Annotated in this window: 25 protein-coding genes and 1 pseudogene; 18 read left to right on the forward strand and 8 right to left on the reverse strand. The window is 37.1% G+C overall.

Annotated elements, in window-relative coordinates:
• From ACFSTH_RS08345 to ACFSTH_RS08385, 9 genes are all read left to right on the forward strand, one after another.
• Positions 1–1,833 carry a phage tail spike protein gene (locus ACFSTH_RS08345; RefSeq protein ID WP_377772390.1) on the forward strand — a complete coding sequence of 611 codons (1,833 nt, stop codon included), beginning with the start codon at positions 1–3 and terminating at the stop codon, positions 1,831–1,833.
• Positions 1,834–1,872: 39 nt separating this feature from the next.
• Positions 1,873–2,466, forward strand: coding sequence for a stalk domain-containing protein (locus ACFSTH_RS08350; protein WP_377772388.1), 594 nt, complete (start codon positions 1,873–1,875; stop codon positions 2,464–2,466).
• Positions 2,467–2,487: 21 nt separating this feature from the next.
• On the forward strand, positions 2,488–3,051 hold the full coding sequence (locus ACFSTH_RS08355) for a hypothetical protein (RefSeq protein ID WP_377772386.1): 564 nt from the start codon (positions 2,488–2,490) through the stop codon (positions 3,049–3,051).
• 64 nt (positions 3,052–3,115) lie between these two features.
• Positions 3,116–3,394, forward strand: coding sequence for a hypothetical protein (locus ACFSTH_RS08360; RefSeq protein WP_377772384.1), 279 nt, complete (start codon positions 3,116–3,118; stop codon positions 3,392–3,394).
• Positions 3,303–5,045, forward strand: a complete 1,743-nt coding sequence (locus ACFSTH_RS08365) for a hypothetical protein (protein ID WP_377772382.1) — start codon at positions 3,303–3,305, stop codon at positions 5,043–5,045. The genes ACFSTH_RS08360 and ACFSTH_RS08365 overlap by 92 nt, the downstream gene beginning before the upstream one ends.
• Positions 5,046–5,060: 15 nt before the next feature.
• Complete coding sequence (locus ACFSTH_RS08370) at positions 5,061–5,378, forward strand: hypothetical protein (protein WP_377772380.1); 318 nt, start codon at positions 5,061–5,063, stop codon at positions 5,376–5,378.
• Positions 5,371–5,505 (forward strand): CD1375 family protein, encoded by a 135-nt coding sequence (locus tag ACFSTH_RS08375; RefSeq protein WP_377772378.1) that lies wholly within the window; start codon positions 5,371–5,373, stop codon positions 5,503–5,505. The genes ACFSTH_RS08370 and ACFSTH_RS08375 overlap by 8 nt, the downstream gene beginning before the upstream one ends.
• Positions 5,506–5,539: 34 nt before the next feature.
• Positions 5,540–5,959: a phage holin family protein gene (locus tag ACFSTH_RS08380; RefSeq protein WP_377772376.1), complete on the forward strand. Its 420-nt coding sequence runs from the start codon at positions 5,540–5,542 to the stop codon at positions 5,957–5,959.
• On the forward strand, positions 5,925–7,322 hold the full coding sequence (locus ACFSTH_RS08385) for an N-acetylmuramoyl-L-alanine amidase (RefSeq protein WP_377772374.1): 1,398 nt from the start codon (positions 5,925–5,927) through the stop codon (positions 7,320–7,322). Before ACFSTH_RS08380 ends, ACFSTH_RS08385 begins: the two co-directional genes overlap by 35 nt.
• An 85-nt stretch (positions 7,323–7,407) precedes the next feature.
• Here ACFSTH_RS08385 and ACFSTH_RS08390 read toward each other — a convergent pair whose 3' ends face one another.
• Complete coding sequence (locus tag ACFSTH_RS08390) at positions 7,408–7,887, reverse strand: hypothetical protein (protein ID WP_377772372.1); 480 nt, start codon at positions 7,885–7,887, stop codon at positions 7,408–7,410.
• A gap of 266 nt (positions 7,888–8,153) precedes the next feature.
• A complete protein-coding gene (locus tag ACFSTH_RS08395; RefSeq protein WP_377772370.1) occupies positions 8,154–8,741 on the reverse strand; it encodes an Ltp family lipoprotein in 588 nt (195 codons plus the stop codon).
• Positions 8,742–9,141: 400 nt separating this feature from the next.
• On the opposite strand from ACFSTH_RS08395, the gene ACFSTH_RS08400 reads away from it, so the two are divergent.
• A complete protein-coding gene (locus ACFSTH_RS08400; protein ID WP_377772368.1) occupies positions 9,142–9,327 on the forward strand; it encodes an S-layer homology domain-containing protein in 186 nt (61 codons plus the stop codon).
• A gap of 182 nt (positions 9,328–9,509) precedes the next feature.
• Positions 9,510–10,040, forward strand: coding sequence for a sce7726 family protein (locus ACFSTH_RS08405; RefSeq protein WP_377772366.1), 531 nt, complete (start codon positions 9,510–9,512; stop codon positions 10,038–10,040).
• Here the strand turns inward: ACFSTH_RS08405 and ACFSTH_RS08410 are convergent.
• A complete protein-coding gene (locus ACFSTH_RS08410) occupies positions 10,009–11,085 on the reverse strand; it encodes a beta family protein (protein WP_377772364.1) in 1,077 nt (358 codons plus the stop codon). The genes ACFSTH_RS08405 and ACFSTH_RS08410 overlap by 32 nt on opposite strands.
• A 263-nt stretch (positions 11,086–11,348) precedes the next feature.
• On the opposite strand from ACFSTH_RS08410, the gene ACFSTH_RS08415 reads away from it, so the two are divergent.
• Positions 11,349–11,747, forward strand: coding sequence for a hypothetical protein (locus tag ACFSTH_RS08415; protein ID WP_377772362.1), 399 nt, complete (start codon positions 11,349–11,351; stop codon positions 11,745–11,747).
• A gap of 141 nt (positions 11,748–11,888) precedes the next feature.
• Here ACFSTH_RS08415 and ACFSTH_RS08420 read toward each other — a convergent pair whose 3' ends face one another.
• Both ACFSTH_RS08420 and ACFSTH_RS08425 read right to left on the reverse strand, forming a co-directional pair.
• Complete coding sequence (locus ACFSTH_RS08420; protein ID WP_377772360.1) at positions 11,889–12,149, reverse strand: type II toxin-antitoxin system RelE family toxin; 261 nt, start codon at positions 12,147–12,149, stop codon at positions 11,889–11,891.
• On the reverse strand, positions 12,142–12,348 hold the full coding sequence (locus tag ACFSTH_RS08425; protein ID WP_377772358.1) for a hypothetical protein: 207 nt from the start codon (positions 12,346–12,348) through the stop codon (positions 12,142–12,144). The genes ACFSTH_RS08420 and ACFSTH_RS08425 overlap by 8 nt, the downstream gene beginning before the upstream one ends.
• A gap of 32 nt (positions 12,349–12,380) precedes the next feature.
• Between ACFSTH_RS08425 and ACFSTH_RS08430 the strand changes: the two genes are divergently transcribed.
• Complete coding sequence (locus ACFSTH_RS08430) at positions 12,381–12,806, forward strand: sigma-70 family RNA polymerase sigma factor (protein WP_377793640.1); 426 nt, start codon at positions 12,381–12,383, stop codon at positions 12,804–12,806.
• A gap of 51 nt (positions 12,807–12,857) precedes the next feature.
• Here the strand turns inward: ACFSTH_RS08430 and ACFSTH_RS08435 are convergent, their stop codons facing one another.
• Both ACFSTH_RS08435 and ACFSTH_RS08440 read right to left on the reverse strand, forming a co-directional pair.
• Complete coding sequence (locus ACFSTH_RS08435) at positions 12,858–13,118, reverse strand: type II toxin-antitoxin system RelE family toxin (protein WP_377772356.1); 261 nt, start codon at positions 13,116–13,118, stop codon at positions 12,858–12,860.
• Positions 13,111–13,317 (reverse strand): hypothetical protein, encoded by a 207-nt coding sequence (locus ACFSTH_RS08440; RefSeq protein ID WP_377772354.1) that lies wholly within the window; start codon positions 13,315–13,317, stop codon positions 13,111–13,113. Before ACFSTH_RS08440 ends, ACFSTH_RS08435 begins: the two co-directional genes overlap by 8 nt.
• 460 nt (positions 13,318–13,777) lie before the next feature.
• On the opposite strand from ACFSTH_RS08440, the gene ACFSTH_RS08445 reads away from it, so the two are divergent.
• Positions 13,778–13,912, forward strand: coding sequence for a hypothetical protein (locus ACFSTH_RS08445; protein WP_377772352.1), 135 nt, complete (start codon positions 13,778–13,780; stop codon positions 13,910–13,912).
• Positions 13,913–13,960: 48 nt separating this feature from the next.
• Here the strand turns inward: ACFSTH_RS08445 and ACFSTH_RS08450 are convergent, their stop codons facing one another.
• Entirely contained in the window at positions 13,961–14,548 is a 588-nt protein-coding gene (locus ACFSTH_RS08450) for an Ltp family lipoprotein (protein WP_377772350.1), read from the reverse strand.
• A gap of 392 nt (positions 14,549–14,940) precedes the next feature.
• Between ACFSTH_RS08450 and ACFSTH_RS08455 the strand changes: the two genes are divergently transcribed.
• From ACFSTH_RS08455 to ACFSTH_RS08470, 4 genes and pseudogenes are all read left to right on the forward strand, one after another.
• On the forward strand, positions 14,941–15,147 hold the full coding sequence (locus ACFSTH_RS08455) for a hypothetical protein (protein WP_377772348.1): 207 nt from the start codon (positions 14,941–14,943) through the stop codon (positions 15,145–15,147).
• Between the two features lie 263 nt (positions 15,148–15,410).
• On the forward strand, positions 15,411–15,962 hold the full coding sequence (locus tag ACFSTH_RS08460) for a hypothetical protein (protein WP_377772346.1): 552 nt from the start codon (positions 15,411–15,413) through the stop codon (positions 15,960–15,962).
• Positions 15,963–15,978: 16 nt separating this feature from the next.
• Positions 15,979–16,074 (forward strand): annotated as a pseudogene (locus ACFSTH_RS08465) (sigma factor-like helix-turn-helix DNA-binding protein); the annotation flags it as partial.
• 58 nt (positions 16,075–16,132) lie between these two features.
• Positions 16,133–16,540, forward strand: a complete 408-nt coding sequence (locus ACFSTH_RS08470) for a hypothetical protein (protein ID WP_377772344.1) — start codon at positions 16,133–16,135, stop codon at positions 16,538–16,540.
• The last annotated feature ends 131 nt before the right edge of the window (positions 16,541–16,671 follow it).

Here is a 16,671-nt window from a genome sequence, read left to right on the forward strand (position 1 = left end):
GTGATTACTATAAAAAGTGTAGATGAAGTACTGGCGCTGTATGCTGGTGATGATCGACTTGCATTTCTGCTAAATGCTAAAGAAGTCTTAGTTCGCGAAGTGATTAACGGCGAATTTTATGTTCAATTTGTTTATCCCTGTCAAACAAACGATGCCGAGCGTTACGGTTTATTGGTAGAAGGAAATGATATTCAGTTTCCTGATGGGGTAGAACGAGGACAGAAATTCCGTATTCGCAATGTAGAGGAAATTCGGCAAGGTCGAAAGATTTATAAGATCGTAGAAGCACATCATATCGCTTTTACATTAGGTAATTACTTCTTGGATAATTATATAGACTTCGCTGCTGCCAAGACGCTTCCTGAGATGTTGACGCTACTCGGATATGGTACGCCGTTCTCCTTTGTAGTGGAAGGTTCTTTCCTTGTCCAAGACATTTTCGACTGGGGCGAAAAAACGAAGTTTGAATTGCTGCAGGAACTGCGTCAGCTCTACAGTGCAGAACTGTATTTTGATAATTACGAAATTACATTGACTACACGCAAGGGCGGTAACTATGGCGCTCGTGTTGAATACCGGCACAATATGAAGGGTATTAAGCGAAAGAGTCATGATATGGAGCGTATTACAAGGCTCTATGGTTATGGGAAAAATGGTCTGACCATTGAAGGTTTATCAGGTTATCCAGTTAAATTTATTGATTCGCAGTATTTTGATCCACTATATCCGTTTATGGGTAAGGTAGAATTTCCCGAGATTGAAACGCAAGCTCGGCTGCTTGAGGAAATGCAGAAACATCTGTCCAAGTACGAACTGCCATCCGTAACTTATGATGTGGATTTTATCCAAATGGAAAAGATCGATCGAGAGTTTTTGGATGAACGATTGAAAGAGGCGGGCGATACGGTAACATGTTTCGATGAAGTATTAGGTTATTCATTTGATGCCCGTGCTGATTCATACGACAGGTATCCGTTCGAGAAGAAGTCTGGCCGCGCCAGTCTGACCAACTTTCGAGAAATGAAAACATCGGATTATATTTTCCAAGCTACCGTGGGCAGCAAGAAAGCAATAACTTATACAACGAAAAATGCAGTGCTAAAAGGTCAGAAGTATGATGACAGCATAACCTTAGTCGATGGATTTGGTATGAAAGTTGCTGATGACTTTAATCGAACAATGCTTCGGATTGGTCAGACTGCTCCTGGTGAATATGGACTAGCTATGTTTAATAAAGCTGGTGTGAGGACGATTTGGCAAGATTCTGCAACGGGAGATGCTGTTTTTTCTGGGACATTACAAGCGGCAAAAGGAAAGTTTACAGGTGAAATAATAGCACAGTCAGGTTTAATTGGGGGTTGGACGATTAACAGCAATAGTTTATCTGGATCCGGAATGATAAGTGGTGGTACAATCAACGGAACCTTTATACAAGGCGGATTAATTCAAGGTACCACCATGCAGACAAGACCACCAGGGCAGTATCCGAGGGTGGAGTTCTCTAGTACAGAAGATATGTTGAGACTACAAGGGAATGCAAACATTTCGATAGATCTTGTATCTAATCCAGGAACGTTTGGATCACCTTTGCTCTATTTTAATTTTCTAGGCGATACTACTAGGTTTGCGCAGTTGCCAGGTTTATTTAGAATAGACTCCGATAATGGTGTATTAATTGCGGGTCCTAGAGTAAGTATCGCAGGTTCTATGAGTATTAATGGAGGCACATCGTTAGGTTCAATCCCAGCGCCAACGGTTAGTTCAGAAGATGATTTGCTAAATAGCTTTATTGTTCTAACTGCTATTTTAAAAAGTATGAAGATATTGGCATAAAATTAAATACCTTCTATAATGCTTATAGGAGGGGATTCTATGAAAAAATTTATTGTTGGTATAATTATAGGTAGTTTACTGACTGTCGGAATACCTGCTGTAGCCAAAGAGGTAACAGAAGTAGTAAAAGCCAAAATAAGGGGCGATTACGAGGTTATGGTTGAAGACAAAAAAATTAGTTTAGAAAAACCTGTGTTAATTTACGATGATACTTCTTACTTGCCAGTAAGGGAAGTGGCATCTATTTTAGGAAAAGATGTAACATTTCAAAATGGAACTATTAACTTGAAAACGAAAACGATCGATAAAAACACGGAAATAAAAATAAAAGTAGTAAAAAAAGATGGAGAAGCAGATGAATTAACAGTGAAAATGGAGGAAGTAGATGGTGTTTTGCAGCCTTATATAGAAAAAACACCGGAAGAACTACTGTACAATTTGGAATTCGAGTTAAGTAATTTAGACTTTTCCATCAAGGCTGATAAATATGATCTAGAAAGAGTATCTTACAGTTCTGAGGAAGCAAGAAAAAAAGTAGAAGATAGGATATCGGATAATCAAAAAAAGTTAAAAGATACTGAAAAGCAAATAGCAGAACTGCTTGAAAAGCATCCGGAGCTAAAAAACAACTAAGCGAACAAAGAGGTCAATTAAATGAAGAAGTACATTGTGGGTTTTCTCGCGGGTGCACTTATATTTTCGGGTATTTTTCTAATTAAAGATACTGCGATATTTGGTGAAAAAGTAGAGAAAGAAATGGGAGTTATCCTGAACGGTGAAAGCTTTGGTAGAGGAATTGTCATTGATGGAGTAAATTACGTTCCGCTAGAAAGTATTGCTGATGTAGCAGGTTTTGATGTCAATTTTAATGACGAGAAAATATTATTACATGATAAGAAAATTCTACGTATTGAACAACTTAACGATGAGTTATTAGCTTTAAAAAAGTCACTTGAAAGTGCTTATGAAAGAAGAGATAAAACCGAAAATAAGATTGATTTAGAAGAACAAACTATAAATAAAACAAAACTTGAATTAGCTGCTTTTGGCCATGAAATGTCCCAAGAAAAATTTTCGTCTATGTGGGGTATTGTTGAGATTTCTGAAGTTGCTAAAGAAAAATATTTGGAAAAACTTGCAAAAGAAAAAGATGAAATACTTGAACTTAAACAAAAAATTAATGATATAGAAGTAGAACTTAAATGTCTGAACACATAAAAAATTAAAGTCGTCCGTTGGACGGCTTTTTTTGTATCCTCTTTAAGAAAGGAGTTAACCTCATATGGCAGTTGTTGCTCAAAAACTAGTAATAGAAGCCGATCCAAATCGACCGAAAGATGAGATCATTAGTATTATTGCAGCGTACTTGCAAATTTGGCCGGGAAGCGAGACGGTTATTCTAAAAGCAGTACAAAAAGAGATTGAAACAATCATTCAGAAGTATGAGAAGAAGGGAGGAAACGAGCATAATGAAAATCATGTATCCGGGCATGCCCAACAGTCCAACAACAGAATTGGCAGCAGCGATCACAGCAACACAGACGACGATCACAGTACTTAATGGATCTGCACTTCCTGATGCGCCGAACTTAGCTGTTATTGGCGGGGAAGGAGAACTTGCAGAAACAATTCTTTATACCAACAAGTCCGGTAATACGTTATCGGGAATCACGAGAGGTCTGCAAGGAGTAGCAAGAGCGTGGGAATCTGGTCTTGGGATTGCGCGGAATTTTACAGATGTTGATTACGCCGCATTGGTTGCCAACATCACCAATCATGACGAGCAGCTGACAGGAGCAACCGCAACACCTACAGCTAATAGGATAGCTATGTATGATGTTAACGGTAGGTTAAAGAGTGGCGCAGCTCCATCGGCTAGTAGCGATGTATTGCGTAAGGTAGAGTTAGATGTGGTAAATACGCAGATGGATACTTTAAATACGGAGATGGCTAATGTAAAGCAATCTGGCAGTGAGTTTAAACGTGATGTCGCTGGTGCTATCACTGCCAAGGGAGTACCTACAGCACCAGACGCAGATAAACAGACGTTTGTTGGTAACATTAACTCTATCGTAACCGATCCATCAGGCGATGCAACCGCAACTGCTGCCGACTTGTTGAGTGGTAAAACGGCTTATTCAAAAAAGCAAAAGATTACTGGTACAATGCCTAATCGGATAGGGACACAACAAGCGACTAGTGCTCAAGTTGTTGGTGATAAATTACAGATTAAAGTACCTAACGGTTACTATGGCGATAGTAGCATGGTCGAGAGAGATGTAGAGGTTGTGGATATAGAACCTAATGAATTATGGTCCAGGAGTGATATCGGAGGTAGTCATAGTGTTTATGCAGATGCTCAAGGAAATGTGTATTGTGCTCATAGTGCATATATGGACATAACAATACGAAAGTTTAATAAAAATGGAAATGAGATTTGGTCAAAATCGGATGTTGATTATGGTAATGGGGTTTATGCAGATGCTCAAGGTTTCGTGTATTGCGCTCATGGTGTAGATGCAAATCGAAAATCTATTCGCAAACTAAACAGTGGTGGAGCAGAGATTTGGTCAAAAACAGATGTTCCATTAGGGCAAAGCGTTTATGCCGACGCTCAAGGAAATGTATATTGTGCCCACAGATTGGATATAGGTCGAAAATCTATTCGCAAACTAAACAGTGGTGGAGTAGAGATTTGGTCAAAAACAGATGTCCCAATTGGTCAAAGCATTTATGCAGATGCTCAAGGAAACGTATATTGTGCTCATGGTACGAGCAGCGGCAAATTCATTCGAAAGTTGGATAGTAACGGAAATGAGATTTGGTCAAAAACAGATGTTCCATCGGGGGGTGGCGTTTACGCAGATGCTCAAGGTTTCGTGTATTGCGCTCATGATATAGCTGAAAATTATAAATCCATTCGCAAATTAAATAGCAGCGGGGTAGAGATTTGGTCAAAAATAGATGTTCCATATGCTCGTAGTGTTTATGCCGATACTCAAGGAAATGTATATTGCGCTCACGCTGTAGTTTCAGATCAAAAATCTATTCGCAAACTAAACAGTGGTGGAGCAGAGATTTGGTCAAAAAAAGATGTTAGGTTTGGACAAAGCATTTATGCCGATGCTCAAGGTTTCGTGTATTGCGCTCATGGTGCAAACAGTGGTAAGCCAATTCGCAAGCTCCAACGTCCTCTCTTCGCATTAAAATAAAAAGGAGTCGATAATATGTCAAAACTATTAATTGGCGAACTCGTAGCGCCTAACAAACTACGAGTACAAACCATATACAATCTAGAGGTAGCCGAAAATGCAGAATTAGATTTGTCGCAAGGGGTCGTTGTAGCGGATGAACCAGAATTTCCAGCGCCAGAATTCGGCAAGGCGCATATATGGTACGTAAACCCTGAAACGGGAGAATCGTTTTTTGAAACTGTTGACCGACCATTAACCGAAGAAGAACAACGTACACAGACTGATTTAGATAACAAGGAAGCCATTGCAAACCTTTACGAACTAATGTTAGGCGGTGGTATCGATGGTTAATTTACAGCCGATTATCAATGTGTATGTGTCGTTGGTAAAAGCAGGTCGCAAGACAATAGAAGATGTTCCAGCTAATATTCGTGACGAGGTAACAATTCAAATAACAGGTAAACCATACACCGACTAGGTGTTATTTTTTTGGCTAAAAAGGAGCTGATAAAGTGGACGCATTATTTAAAACGATTATCGCTGGTAGCGGTGCAGTAATAACATTTTTGCTTGGAGGATGGACTAATCTTATGACGGTGCTGCTGGTGTTTATACTGATTGATTTTGCACTAGGGGTAACCCTAGCAGGTAAAAACGGCAAGTTAACCAGTCGAGAGATGTGGTTCGGCGTGACTCGTAAGTTAGGTTCGCTAGCCATTGTAGCAGTGGCTCATATGTTAGATACGATTTTAGGAGATGCGCACCTGATTAGGGATGCTGCTATCTTTTTTTATTTGGCGGGCGAATTGTTGAGTTTGACCGAAAACGCTGGTCAGTTAGGCATCCCAATACCATCAGTTGTTAGTAAGGCGGTTGAAGTATTGCGTGGGAAGTCGGGTGAAAAAATTGATACAGACCAAACGCATCAATAATATTGACGTTGATTATGTTATTGCTGATCCTGCTATTAATGATATTGGAATTAGTTTTAAGATCGGTGCAACGGTCAAAGAGTTAGGACAACAAGCAGCTGCTACGGTGGCTGCTAATTTTAATTATGCTGATAATGCGACTGGCACACCAATAGGCTTGGTAGTAGACGGCGGTAAGACGGTTATAGGAAATATAGCCAAGACCGCTGCACGTGATGAGTTATTTGCTATGCCTAATGGTACGTTACACATCGGCAAAGCTCCTATGGGTGCGGTATGGGCTGTGCAAGGCAGTCCTAGATTGTTGCATAACAAAATTAATATTATAGCCGAGACTGTCAAACGTGACCAAACAGGCAATGACATTTGGCAGTCAAAAGCATATCGACTTGCTGTAGGGCTTACTGCTGATAATAAGCTTGTAATTGTACGCACTAAACAAATCGTATCGCTTAATGCATTAGCTAGCATCATGACTAGTCTAGGGTGTATTGATGCACTCAATGGAGATGGTGGCGGCAGTGCTTACTTATGGCCGTCTGATAATGGGTGGGGTCGTAAGATGGGGGTCGCTCTTACAGTGACGAAAGGAGAGGATAAAGTGAGTAAGCATATAGGGGATGCAAATCCAAAATTAATCATTGATGCTGGTCATGCTGGAGCTGATCCTGGAGCCAGCGGAAATGGTATTGTCGAAAAGCACATGGTGCTGGATATATCGCTCTATCAGTACAAGCGATTTAAGGAGCTAGGCGTGCCTGTTGCCTTGACTCGTGATAATGATAAAACACTACAACCTAATCAAAGGACAACAATAGTCAAAAACAGCGGCGCAAAGCATTGCATCAGCAATCATATTAATGCAGCGTCATCTACAACAGCCAGCGGTGCAGAGTTAATCCATAGTGTTCATTCCAATGGAAAATGGGCTAAGATGATGGCTGATAGTCTAGCAGCTGCTGGTCAAGTATTACGTCCTAAAGTAACTTATTCAAAAACAGCATCTAATGGACAGGACTATTATTTTATGCATCGCCAAACTGGTAATGTGGAAACGGTAATTGTGGAGTATGGTTTTTTGACTAATAGCGTGGATGCGAAAAGGCTAAAGGATAATTGGCAGTCATATGCCGAAGCAATTGTTAAAGCTTACTGCTTGTATATCGGTCATAAGTATGTAGCGCCTAAAGCTATTAAACCAGCAAGCGACAGCGTGGATGTAGTTGTTAATGGTAAGCTGCTAGACCAACAAGGTGTGCTTATAGACAATGTTACGTATGTGCCTGTTAGAGCTGTGGCTGATGCGTTAGGGGCTAGTGTTAAGTGGGAACAAGTAACAAAGACGGTTTTTATAAGTAAATAAAAATTTAAACAATGAGGCTTTGAAATATCATAGCCTCATTGTTTTAAAACTATAGGGGTAGTGTATCTAGAAGTTGTTACTTTTGTTAATAGTTAATACTACTAGTACCCATAGCAACTTCATAGAAGTCTGTTGGATTGTTAAAAACCGTCGCTTTAACCATGAAGAAAATTTCACAGTTTGCTGGTAAGTAAACCCTGCTGACAAACTTAGTAGAGAGAAATTTATCAACAGCTTGAGCTGAAGTAGAAGAGATTCCATCAGGATACCTAATGAAATATTCAAAATCATAAACATAATTGTAATTAGATCCGATAGGGGGCCTCAAAGAAAAATCAACGAAAAGTGGCGAATTAGTTGTATTTTTCCAAGTGAAAAAATCCACATCAAATTGATTTGATAGAAATAAAGACATGAATCCTGTATTTGGAGAAATTGGAATGGCTGTATCTATTGTATCACCAATACCAGCGGCAAATGGCTTGATACTTTCCGCATAGGCGGATTGAGCAAATGTCAACATAAAGAGAGCAATTGCAACAATAAAAATTTTTTTGAATTTCATAAAAGTTCCTCCTGCTAGATTATATTAGATGCTGGCCAGCAACTTAATTGTAACTGATTCCAACAATTGGTACAACTATAAAATGATTGGTATTTTCCGAATCACTGATTGCGGCTAATAAAATAAACTATTATCTCTTGGTGGAATCGCGAGTTCGTGCAATAGTGAAAGCATTAGTTAAAAGGGATAGCATGACGAGGACTGTAGGATTAATAAGTGAAGTAAAAGCCTGTCGACCATAGCTGGTTAGCAGGCTACTTTATTTATTATAAATTATCTATCGCATATTGTGCTTCTTCTTTAGTGAACTTTTCACCATACTCTGAAGTCAATTGATTATAAATTTCCTTATCCGACATATTCATCTCTGCATATAATTGTGCCGATTTTAATGCATTTTCTTTCCAATCAAATACAATGTTATCTATTGCATATTGAGCGGCTTCTTTAGGGAATTGCTCTCCGTATTCAGATGTCAATTGTTCATAAATGCCTGCCTTTGACATAGGCATCATTTCAGCATATGATTCCGCCGATTGTAATGCTGCTTTATATTCCCGAGGAATCTTTGCTTCGGCTTCTTGTTTAGCTAATTTTTCAGCGGCAGCTTTAACTTCTGCATCTTCCTTAGCTTTCTGCTCAGCAGCAGCTTTCGCATCTGCTTCTTGTTTAGCTTTTTTTTCTTCTTCTTTTTTAGCCTTTTCCTCAGCAGTTTCCTTATCTGGTGTACTCTCAACATTTGCAGTTGGACTTGGCGAACTATTAGACTTTTGATTCCCTACACTATTTGAGGAACAACCTACAACGATAAGAATGATAAAAAAAGCCGATACAAAACTCTTCAATAATTTCACTTACTTACTACCCCTTCCTAAAAACAATGTTTATTGGTAGAACAATCTACATATTACCACGGATTCCCAAAAGCGACTATATTATTACCAAAACTCATCGGTCCTCACATCATGACTATGTTTTCTCAGAGCAGAAAAGATTTTGCTACAACGGTCAAAGGTTTTGCAGGTACGTTGGCGCTATATGAGAGTGATTGTGTTGCATCTCGTAAAGGCGGATAGCAAAGCTCACTCCGATGCACTATTACGCATCCTAATCGCTCTACATTAAATATCTAACAACACCAACTTTAAGATTGTCATAGGGCAGCCAATTGGCAAGTATATGCCGAAGCAATTGTTAAAGCGTATTGCCATTATATTGGTGTTAAATATTTAGTCCCAAACAATAATATGGAGGTTGATAGCGTGGCAAAGGACGTACCCAAAAATCATTGGGCGGCTACTAGCATCAAAAAAGCCATGGATAGCAAAGTTATCAATGGGTTATGATGATGGTACATTCAAACCGAACAACATCGTTACTCGTGCAGAGTTGGCAGTTATTTTAGATCGAGCAGGAATGATAAATAAAGGAAATTTCTGACCAAACAACTAAGATAGTTTTATTTATTGATGATAGGATAAATTTTAAAGTGAATTAGTTAGCCTAAGTAGCCTTTTCTATTTTAGTACCTTGTGCTAAAATCATAACTAACGAATATTAGAAGGGAGGGGACGATAATTAAAACTCGTGATATAGATATTCGCACCTCTCTTCATGTTCTTTTGCGTAAGGAACACCAGAATGAAGATGACACTTTAATTCTAGATGAGCTTGCATTATGTCAAGGTGACGCTAGGATTGATATTGCAGTTGTGAATGGCTCGATGAGTGGGTATGAAATTAAAAGTGAAAGTGATACGTTAGAACGATTACCAAAGCAAAGTGACACCTATAATAGAGTTTTCGATACTGTTACTATTTTCACTGCTTCTAGGTTTATTGAAGAAATTGAAGATATTATTCCTAATTGGTGGGGAATAACTAAAGCTGAGATGGAAGAGGAAGGAATAGTTCATTTCTTTCAACATAGAATCCCTGAGCAAAATCCAAACGTTGATCCTTTTGCAATTACGCAATTACTTTGGAAAGAAGAAGCGCTCTCAATATTAAAAGAACGAGACTTGCATAAGGGGTATCTTAGCAAGCCTCGACAGGTTTTATGGAAAGTTATCGCAGAATCTCTTGAGTTAAATGACTTAAAGAACGAAGTAAGAAATAAACTTAAGGCAAGAACAAAGTGGAGAGTTCACTAGCCACATATGTTAGATGATGATTGGTTCCTGCCTTGCGCCAATTTGTCGCATTGCCAGGACCGTCATTACTTTGTGATACTTCATAAATATAAAGATCGCCTTCTGAAAAGTTTCGACCTGAATATTCAGGGTGTTGCACGACTTGATCTGCAAGGTCGTGGTATTGGGAAGCGCCAAAGCGCTTAGTAATTTTACCCTTAAATATAATGTATTTGTCTTCAGCCGTATATCTAATGTTTGCACTCATATTAATAACTCGTGGGTCCCCTTCAAAAGGTACTGGGTTAGAGATTCCGTAGTCCCCGAAAATCGGTTCTCTTATAGCTGTTTTACCTTGCATCATTCTTTTCCACAATATCCATTCTGATCGCTCAATCTGTCCTATCGTATCAGCTCGCACTCCTGATAAATCTTTAGGAAATCCAGTCCCGCATAAGATTAAGTTTCTCCATTTATTTAGATAGGGGATAGAATTAATTAGTCCTGTAATAAAAAAACTAGTTCTAATTATATGATTGGGATCAGCGTAGCCATAATCCACAATTAAATCTACTTGATCGGGATTCAACTGGATTGCTTCTAGCAGATTGTCGATTGTCAGTTGGAGAGAATCAAAGTCCTTTTCAGTTATGCGTATTGCAGCACCTAGTTCATCAACTACATTGGCACTTACTACTTCAGTATTATAATGAGAGTCATAAATAGAACATGTAATAGGGATGAGAGGATTTTTTCGAGATCTCGCTTCTCGAAGAATATACGCGAGCGGATGTTGCCCCGTCATCATTCTTTCATTTGCGTCAATGTAAAGTAAATCGATAAAAGCTCCTTGAGACCAGCAACGAAGTAGAGTATCTCCGAAATTTTGGAGATGCTCATCTATGGTTTTCTTAGGTACCTCGTTTTCAAAATCCCAATCAATAGGTGGGATCTCGATAACAGGAATAATACTTTCTTTTAAAGCAGGAGATAAGGCCTCCAAAGCTTTTTGTTCACCCTGTTTCCATTTAATCACTGGAACATAATGTTTTCTACTTAAAGTCATAGAATTAGCCTCCTGAGCTTTTAAATTCCCTTATTAGCTAAGGGTATCCTAGGTCATCAAGTCTATTCGATTATACTCCAAAAGTCGCATTTTGGCGATATATAGCAAATAATAAAACATTTATGCTATCATACTAATTAGAACCTATTTACGTTTGCTAGGGCGCTTATGTTTGGTTTAAAGAATATACAAAATAAACTATAATATCATGCAAGCTGGGTGTATGATTTTATGAATAGTATTTGGGAGTAATAGGGAGATATATGGCTATATTAAAAGATATTAACGGAGAAACTGTGTTTGAATTCAAATTTGTACGTCATTTCCCCGGAGAGTTCGAAGGAAGTAAACTCAAAGTTAAAATTAGTAGTAGTAATGGAAGTCGAGAGTTAGTTTTTGGTTGGATGAATATTACACTTAATAATTTTATAGCTTTATTAAAAGATTTTCCAGGGGATAAGTATGATAGAGTGTTTGATCATTCTGACGAAAATTTTGAATTGAAATGGTTGCATGAGTATCGATCGGATTTGTATGTCCTGTTTTTTGTGTATGACGGGTTTTTCCTTCCCCATTTAAAAGTAAGTAGAGAAGATTTGAGAAGTTTAGGAAATGAGCTGGAAGAAGAGATGCGAGTTGCTCCAACAGAAGAGCCAGAATAATTAAGATCGATAAAAGCATCCCTGCGGTGCGGGGAATTATTTTAATGTTCTGGCAAAGTGGAATAATAGTCTAATACTGCAACTCAAATTATAAAATTCGGTAGTAATGCCAAACAACCTTCCGATTAATCAGAAGGTTGTTTAATCTTGATATGCGCTGCCTCGACTTGAAACTTTCAATACAAGTATCACTAATTGTTGATCAACAATTTCATAAATGATCCTATATTCACCAACTCTTTTTCGAAACTGTCTTTCACGACCTACAAGTCGTTTAACTTGAGATGCACGATAAGGATTTTCGGCAAGTTCTAATAATGCGTTTTGAATACGTAATCGAACAGTATTATCTTGCTTTTTCAGAAACTTTTCAACATTCTTATCAAAAATCAACTTATACATTTAAGTCACCAAATACATCATCGAATGTTGCATACTCTCCATTAGCAATTCGTTTTTTGGCTGCGTCAATTTCTAACGCTTCTTCTTTGTCAATGTTTTCTTCTTCGTAGATACGAGATAATAAATCACCAATTGCAGGTAACTTTTCATCAGGTATTTGGTTTATAAGATGGTGAAGTTCTTCTCGAGTTAAGGCCATAAATATTCACCCCATTTAGTTTCTTCATATACATAGTATACAGGATTCGATTTATATTAGCCAAATATATTGTGGGTAAAGTAATTACATGTTTTTTTTCATCGTGTTACAATTGCAACAAGAGATTAGACAGGAGAAGCAATAGTATGTCCTTAAAATACGTCCATCCTGCCGATGTTAATGATATCACCTTAATAGATATACTTGGTACGGATACGGATGAAGTGGCTGATAAAGTGCAGCTGGAAATAGAGAAAAGTAAAATTTATAAAAATTTAAGTATACTGGATGATCGTGAAAAAGAAGTTGTAATCAATCGTTTTGGATTGATTTCTGGAGGCGAAGAACGAACGCAACGAGAAATCGCCAAAGAGTTAGGTATTAGTAGAAGTTATGTTTCGCGAATAGAAAAAAGAGCACTGATGAAGCTATATCATGAACATTATAAAAAGAGGTAATTAACTACAGTAATGTCAAACAACCTCCCGATTAGTTAATCAGGAGGTTGTTTAATCTTGATACGCGCTGCCTCGATTTGAAACTTTCAATACAAGTATCACTAATTGTTGATCAACAATTTCATAAATGATCCTGTATTCACCAACTCTTTTTCGGAACTGTCTTTCACGCCCTACAAGTCGTTTAACTTGAGATGCACGATAAGGATTTTCGGCAAGTTCTAATAAAGCGTTTCGAATACGTAATCGAACAGTATTATCTTGCTTTTTCAGAAACTTTTCAACATTCTTGTCAAAAATCAACTTATACATCTAAGTCACCAAATATATCATCGAATGTTGCATACTCTCCATTAGCAATTCGTTTTTTGGCTGCGTCAATTTCTAACGCTTCTTCTTTGTCAATGTTTTCTTCTTCGTAGATACGAGATAATAAATCACCAATTGCAGGTAACTTATCATCAGGTATTTGGTTTATAAGATGGTGAAGTTCTTCTCGCGTAATGGCCATAATCATTCACCTCAATTTTATTTGTTTGTACATGTATTATACAGGATGGAAATTAAATTAGCCAAATAAACTACTTGGTTTGTAATACTATCGTATTTATAAGTCCTTAAGTTGTTTTAGGACTAACTCATGTTTTAAAAAAGGAACAGAAAGAGCTTCTAGTTATTTCAATTTTATTATTTCGATTGATAGTTGTAAAATTGCTGTAACAATTGAAATTATACCAATACTAATTGTTATAATGGATTCAATTCTACCTTTTGATTCTCTACTTGTCTTAGTCTGATCTTTCTAATCTTTTTTTGAATTATTAAAGAAATAAGATAAACTATATAGGAATATACCAGATCCTATTAAAAATAAAAGCACGTTTAAAGATTTGACAACATATTTGAAAGCCATGTTACTAACATAAATTCTTTGATATCCTTCGAGCAGTATCAATGGAATAAAAAATATATTGTTGGTTGTTGGTGTAGCAGGTGGTATTGCTTTAGTGGGGGATATACTGCAAGGCATCATACAGGGTGTGTTGGTGACTGGCGCTACTGTATTGGGGCATCAACTTGTTAAACAAACAATTAATAGAGAGTAAAAGACAAAGCCTGTCAACCGTAACTGGTTAGCAGGCTATTTTAGCTTATTATAAATTATCTATCGCATATTGTGCTTCTTCTTTAGTGAACTTTTCACCATACTCTGAAATCAATTGATTATAAATTTCCTTATCCGACATATTCATCTCTGCATATAATTGTGCCGATTTTAATGCATTTTCTTTCCAATCAAATACAATGTTATCTATTGCATATTGAGCAGCTTCTTTAGGGAATTGCTCTCCGTATTCAGATGTCAATTGTTCATAAATGCCTGCCTTTGACATAGGCATCATTTCAGCATATGATTCCGCCGATTTTAATGCTGCTTTATATTCCCGAGGAATCTTTGCTTCGGCTTCTTGTTTAGCTAATTTTTCAGCAGCAGCTTTAACTTCTGCATCTTCCTTAGCTTTCTGCTCAGCAGCAGCTTTCGCATCTGCTTCTTCTTTAGCTTTTCTTTCTTCTTCTTTTTTAGCCTTTTCCTCAGCAGTTTCCTTATCTGGTGTACTCTCAACATTTGCAGTTGGACTTGGCGAATTATTAGACTTTTGATTCTCTACACTATTTGAGGAACAACCTACAACGATAAGAATGATAAAAAAAGCCGATACAAAACTCTTCAATAATTTCACTTACTTACTACCCCTTCCTAAAAACAATGTTTATTGGTAGAAAAATCTACATATTACCACGTATTCCCAAAAGTGACTATATTATTACCAAAACTCATCGGTCCTCACATCATGACTATGTTTTCTCAGAGCAGAAACGATTTTGCTACAACGGTCAAAGAGGTTTTGCAGGTACGTTGGTGCTATATGAGAGTGATTGTGTTGCATCTCGTAAAGTTATGTAATTATAGTACTCTTTTTAAAAATACTTTTTATAGAAGGGACAAATCAGTGGCTACTATTATAATAGGAAAACATGGTACATAATTGACATAAAAGATTAATACATGGTACTATTTGGTGCATATCTAGCCTATTAATAACTAAACGCATAGTAGAATAGGAGCGATAGTGTGAAAAAATCGTACAACAAAATCGTGGTTGTTATTTTGGCACTATCTTTATTCTTCTCGTTTAATTTCGCTGTATTCGCAAAGGAAAATGCTAGTTCCGATGAGGTTACCTATCAAGTTACGGTCATAGATTTTGAGACAAGCAAGGAAATTGGAACAAAGTCAATTACAACAACCGTTGATAGAGTAGTCGATGGGGCGGGGTAATTACTGCAATAATTACTACTACTAACTATGACTTTCTAATTTAAAATATGAAGATGATCCTTTGTAGAAGGATATGTGTTTACATTTCCATATTATAGTATTACAGTGTTGAGTATGGATTTTATTGATCACTATATTTATGTAAATTGGTGAAACAGCCAGCAGTTAAATACCTGCATTTGATTATCATAGCTGATTCTAAATAAGAGTTTTTTTAAATCCTATGGTTCCAATGCTTCTAGTTTTAATCTGGAGGTGTAGATATGAAAAATAAACTTATATTGTCTGCAGTTATTTTTGGATTAATCGCTGTTATCGTACTAATATTTTTGAAGAGTTATGATTTTCCAACTTCAATAGACATTACAAAATCAGCAGTAGCTTTTGTGGGAGATAGTGATTATCCAATAGAAAACACAACAGTACGAATTAAAGGGGTTTTTTATCGTCCTGTATTTGATGCCCATTTTTTTGAAGGGAAAATTGCAATAGAACAACATGAGTTTACCGATGATTTTGAAAATCTACACGTACCAGTTATTAAGAAACGAAATGGGGTTGAGATGAGTAGTCTATTTTATACACCAGATGAGTATCCTTTTCCTTTGTTAGGAAGTGCTGTTATATATTTTTCGGATAACTTTGAATCATTTAATATTATCGCAAACGGAGAATGGGTGGAGCAACCAAAAACAACACGATATTACATCGTAAGTGGCGAATCAATGGAAGATGTTTACAAGTTACAAAAAAAGCAAGCAGAAAAGTGGGGAGAGGAGCTAATGGTAGCTCCACAGTTTAGAACTAAAAAATAATAAACATGTTCGTTTTCGTGAAAAAGAAGTTGTAATCAATCGTTTTGGATTAATTTCTGGAGGAGAAGAACGAACGCAACGAGAAATCGCTAAAGAGTTAGGTATTAGTAGAAGAAAACGGCAAGCTGGATATATGATTTTATAAGTAGTTGGAAAGATTAGGAGGATGTATGGCTAAATTAAAAGATATTAACGGAGAAACAGTGTTTGAATTCAAATTTGTACGTCATTTCCCCGGAGAGTTCGAAGGAAGTAAACTTGAAGTTAACATTAGTAGTAGTAATGGAAGCCGAGAACTAGTTTTTGGTTGGATGAATATTACACTTAATAATTTTATAGCTTTATTAAAAGATTTTCCAGGGGATAAGTATGATAGAGTGTTTGATCATTCTGACGAAAATTTTGAATTGAAATGGTTGCATGAGTATCGATCGGATTTGTATGTTCTGTTTTTTGTGTATGATGGATTTTTCCTTCCCCATTTAAAAGTAAGTAGTGAAGATATGAGGAGTTTAGGCAATGAGCTGGAAGAAGAGTTGCGAGTTGCTCCAACAGAAGAGCCTGAATATCTAAGATAACAAAAGCGGCAATGGGAAAATATCCTACGGCTTTAAATGTATCTTTATTTTTTATTTCACAGACAGGGTTTTTAACAGTGGAAGGTCGCCTTCACCAATACAACCAGAAAAGCGACCGTGGTAAGTCGCTT

It is taken from the genome of Paenibacillus yanchengensis (assembly GCF_042684845.1).
Taxonomy (GTDB): domain Bacteria; phylum Bacillota; class Bacilli; order Paenibacillales; family Paenibacillaceae; genus Pristimantibacillus; species Pristimantibacillus yanchengensis.

What these genes read in the sequence shown, in the direction of transcription:
- ACFSTH_RS08350 (WP_377772388.1), top strand. Translation starts at nt 1,873, where the DNA reads ATGAAAAAATTTATTGTTGGTATAATTATAGGTAGTTTACTGACTGTC.
- ACFSTH_RS08355 (WP_377772386.1), top strand. Translation starts at nt 2,488, where the DNA reads ATGAAGAAGTACATTGTGGGTTTTCTCGCGGGTGCACTTATATTTTCG.
- ACFSTH_RS08360 (WP_377772384.1), top strand. Translation starts at nt 3,116, where the DNA reads ATGGCAGTTGTTGCTCAAAAACTAGTAATAGAAGCCGATCCAAATCGA.
- ACFSTH_RS08365 (WP_377772382.1), top strand. Translation starts at nt 3,303, where the DNA reads ATGAAAATCATGTATCCGGGCATGCCCAACAGTCCAACAACAGAATTG.
- ACFSTH_RS08370 (WP_377772380.1), top strand. Translation starts at nt 5,061, where the DNA reads ATGTCAAAACTATTAATTGGCGAACTCGTAGCGCCTAACAAACTACGA.
- ACFSTH_RS08375 (WP_377772378.1), top strand. Translation starts at nt 5,371, where the DNA reads ATGGTTAATTTACAGCCGATTATCAATGTGTATGTGTCGTTGGTAAAA.
- ACFSTH_RS08390 (WP_377772372.1), bottom strand. Translation starts at nt 7,887, where the DNA reads ATGAAATTCAAAAAAATTTTTATTGTTGCAATTGCTCTCTTTATGTTG.
- ACFSTH_RS08410 (WP_377772364.1), bottom strand. Translation starts at nt 11,085, where the DNA reads ATGACTTTAAGTAGAAAACATTATGTTCCAGTGATTAAATGGAAACAG.
- ACFSTH_RS08415 (WP_377772362.1), top strand. Translation starts at nt 11,349, where the DNA reads ATGGCTATATTAAAAGATATTAACGGAGAAACTGTGTTTGAATTCAAA.
- ACFSTH_RS08420 (WP_377772360.1), bottom strand. Translation starts at nt 12,149, where the DNA reads ATGTATAAGTTGATTTTTGATAAGAATGTTGAAAAGTTTCTGAAAAAG.
- ACFSTH_RS08425 (WP_377772358.1), bottom strand. Translation starts at nt 12,348, where the DNA reads ATGGCCTTAACTCGAGAAGAACTTCACCATCTTATAAACCAAATACCT.
- ACFSTH_RS08435 (WP_377772356.1), bottom strand. Translation starts at nt 13,118, where the DNA reads ATGTATAAGTTGATTTTTGACAAGAATGTTGAAAAGTTTCTGAAAAAG.
- ACFSTH_RS08440 (WP_377772354.1), bottom strand. Translation starts at nt 13,317, where the DNA reads ATGGCCATTACGCGAGAAGAACTTCACCATCTTATAAACCAAATACCT.
- ACFSTH_RS08460 (WP_377772346.1), top strand. Translation starts at nt 15,411, where the DNA reads ATGAAAAATAAACTTATATTGTCTGCAGTTATTTTTGGATTAATCGCT.
- ACFSTH_RS08470 (WP_377772344.1), top strand. Translation starts at nt 16,133, where the DNA reads ATGGCTAAATTAAAAGATATTAACGGAGAAACAGTGTTTGAATTCAAA.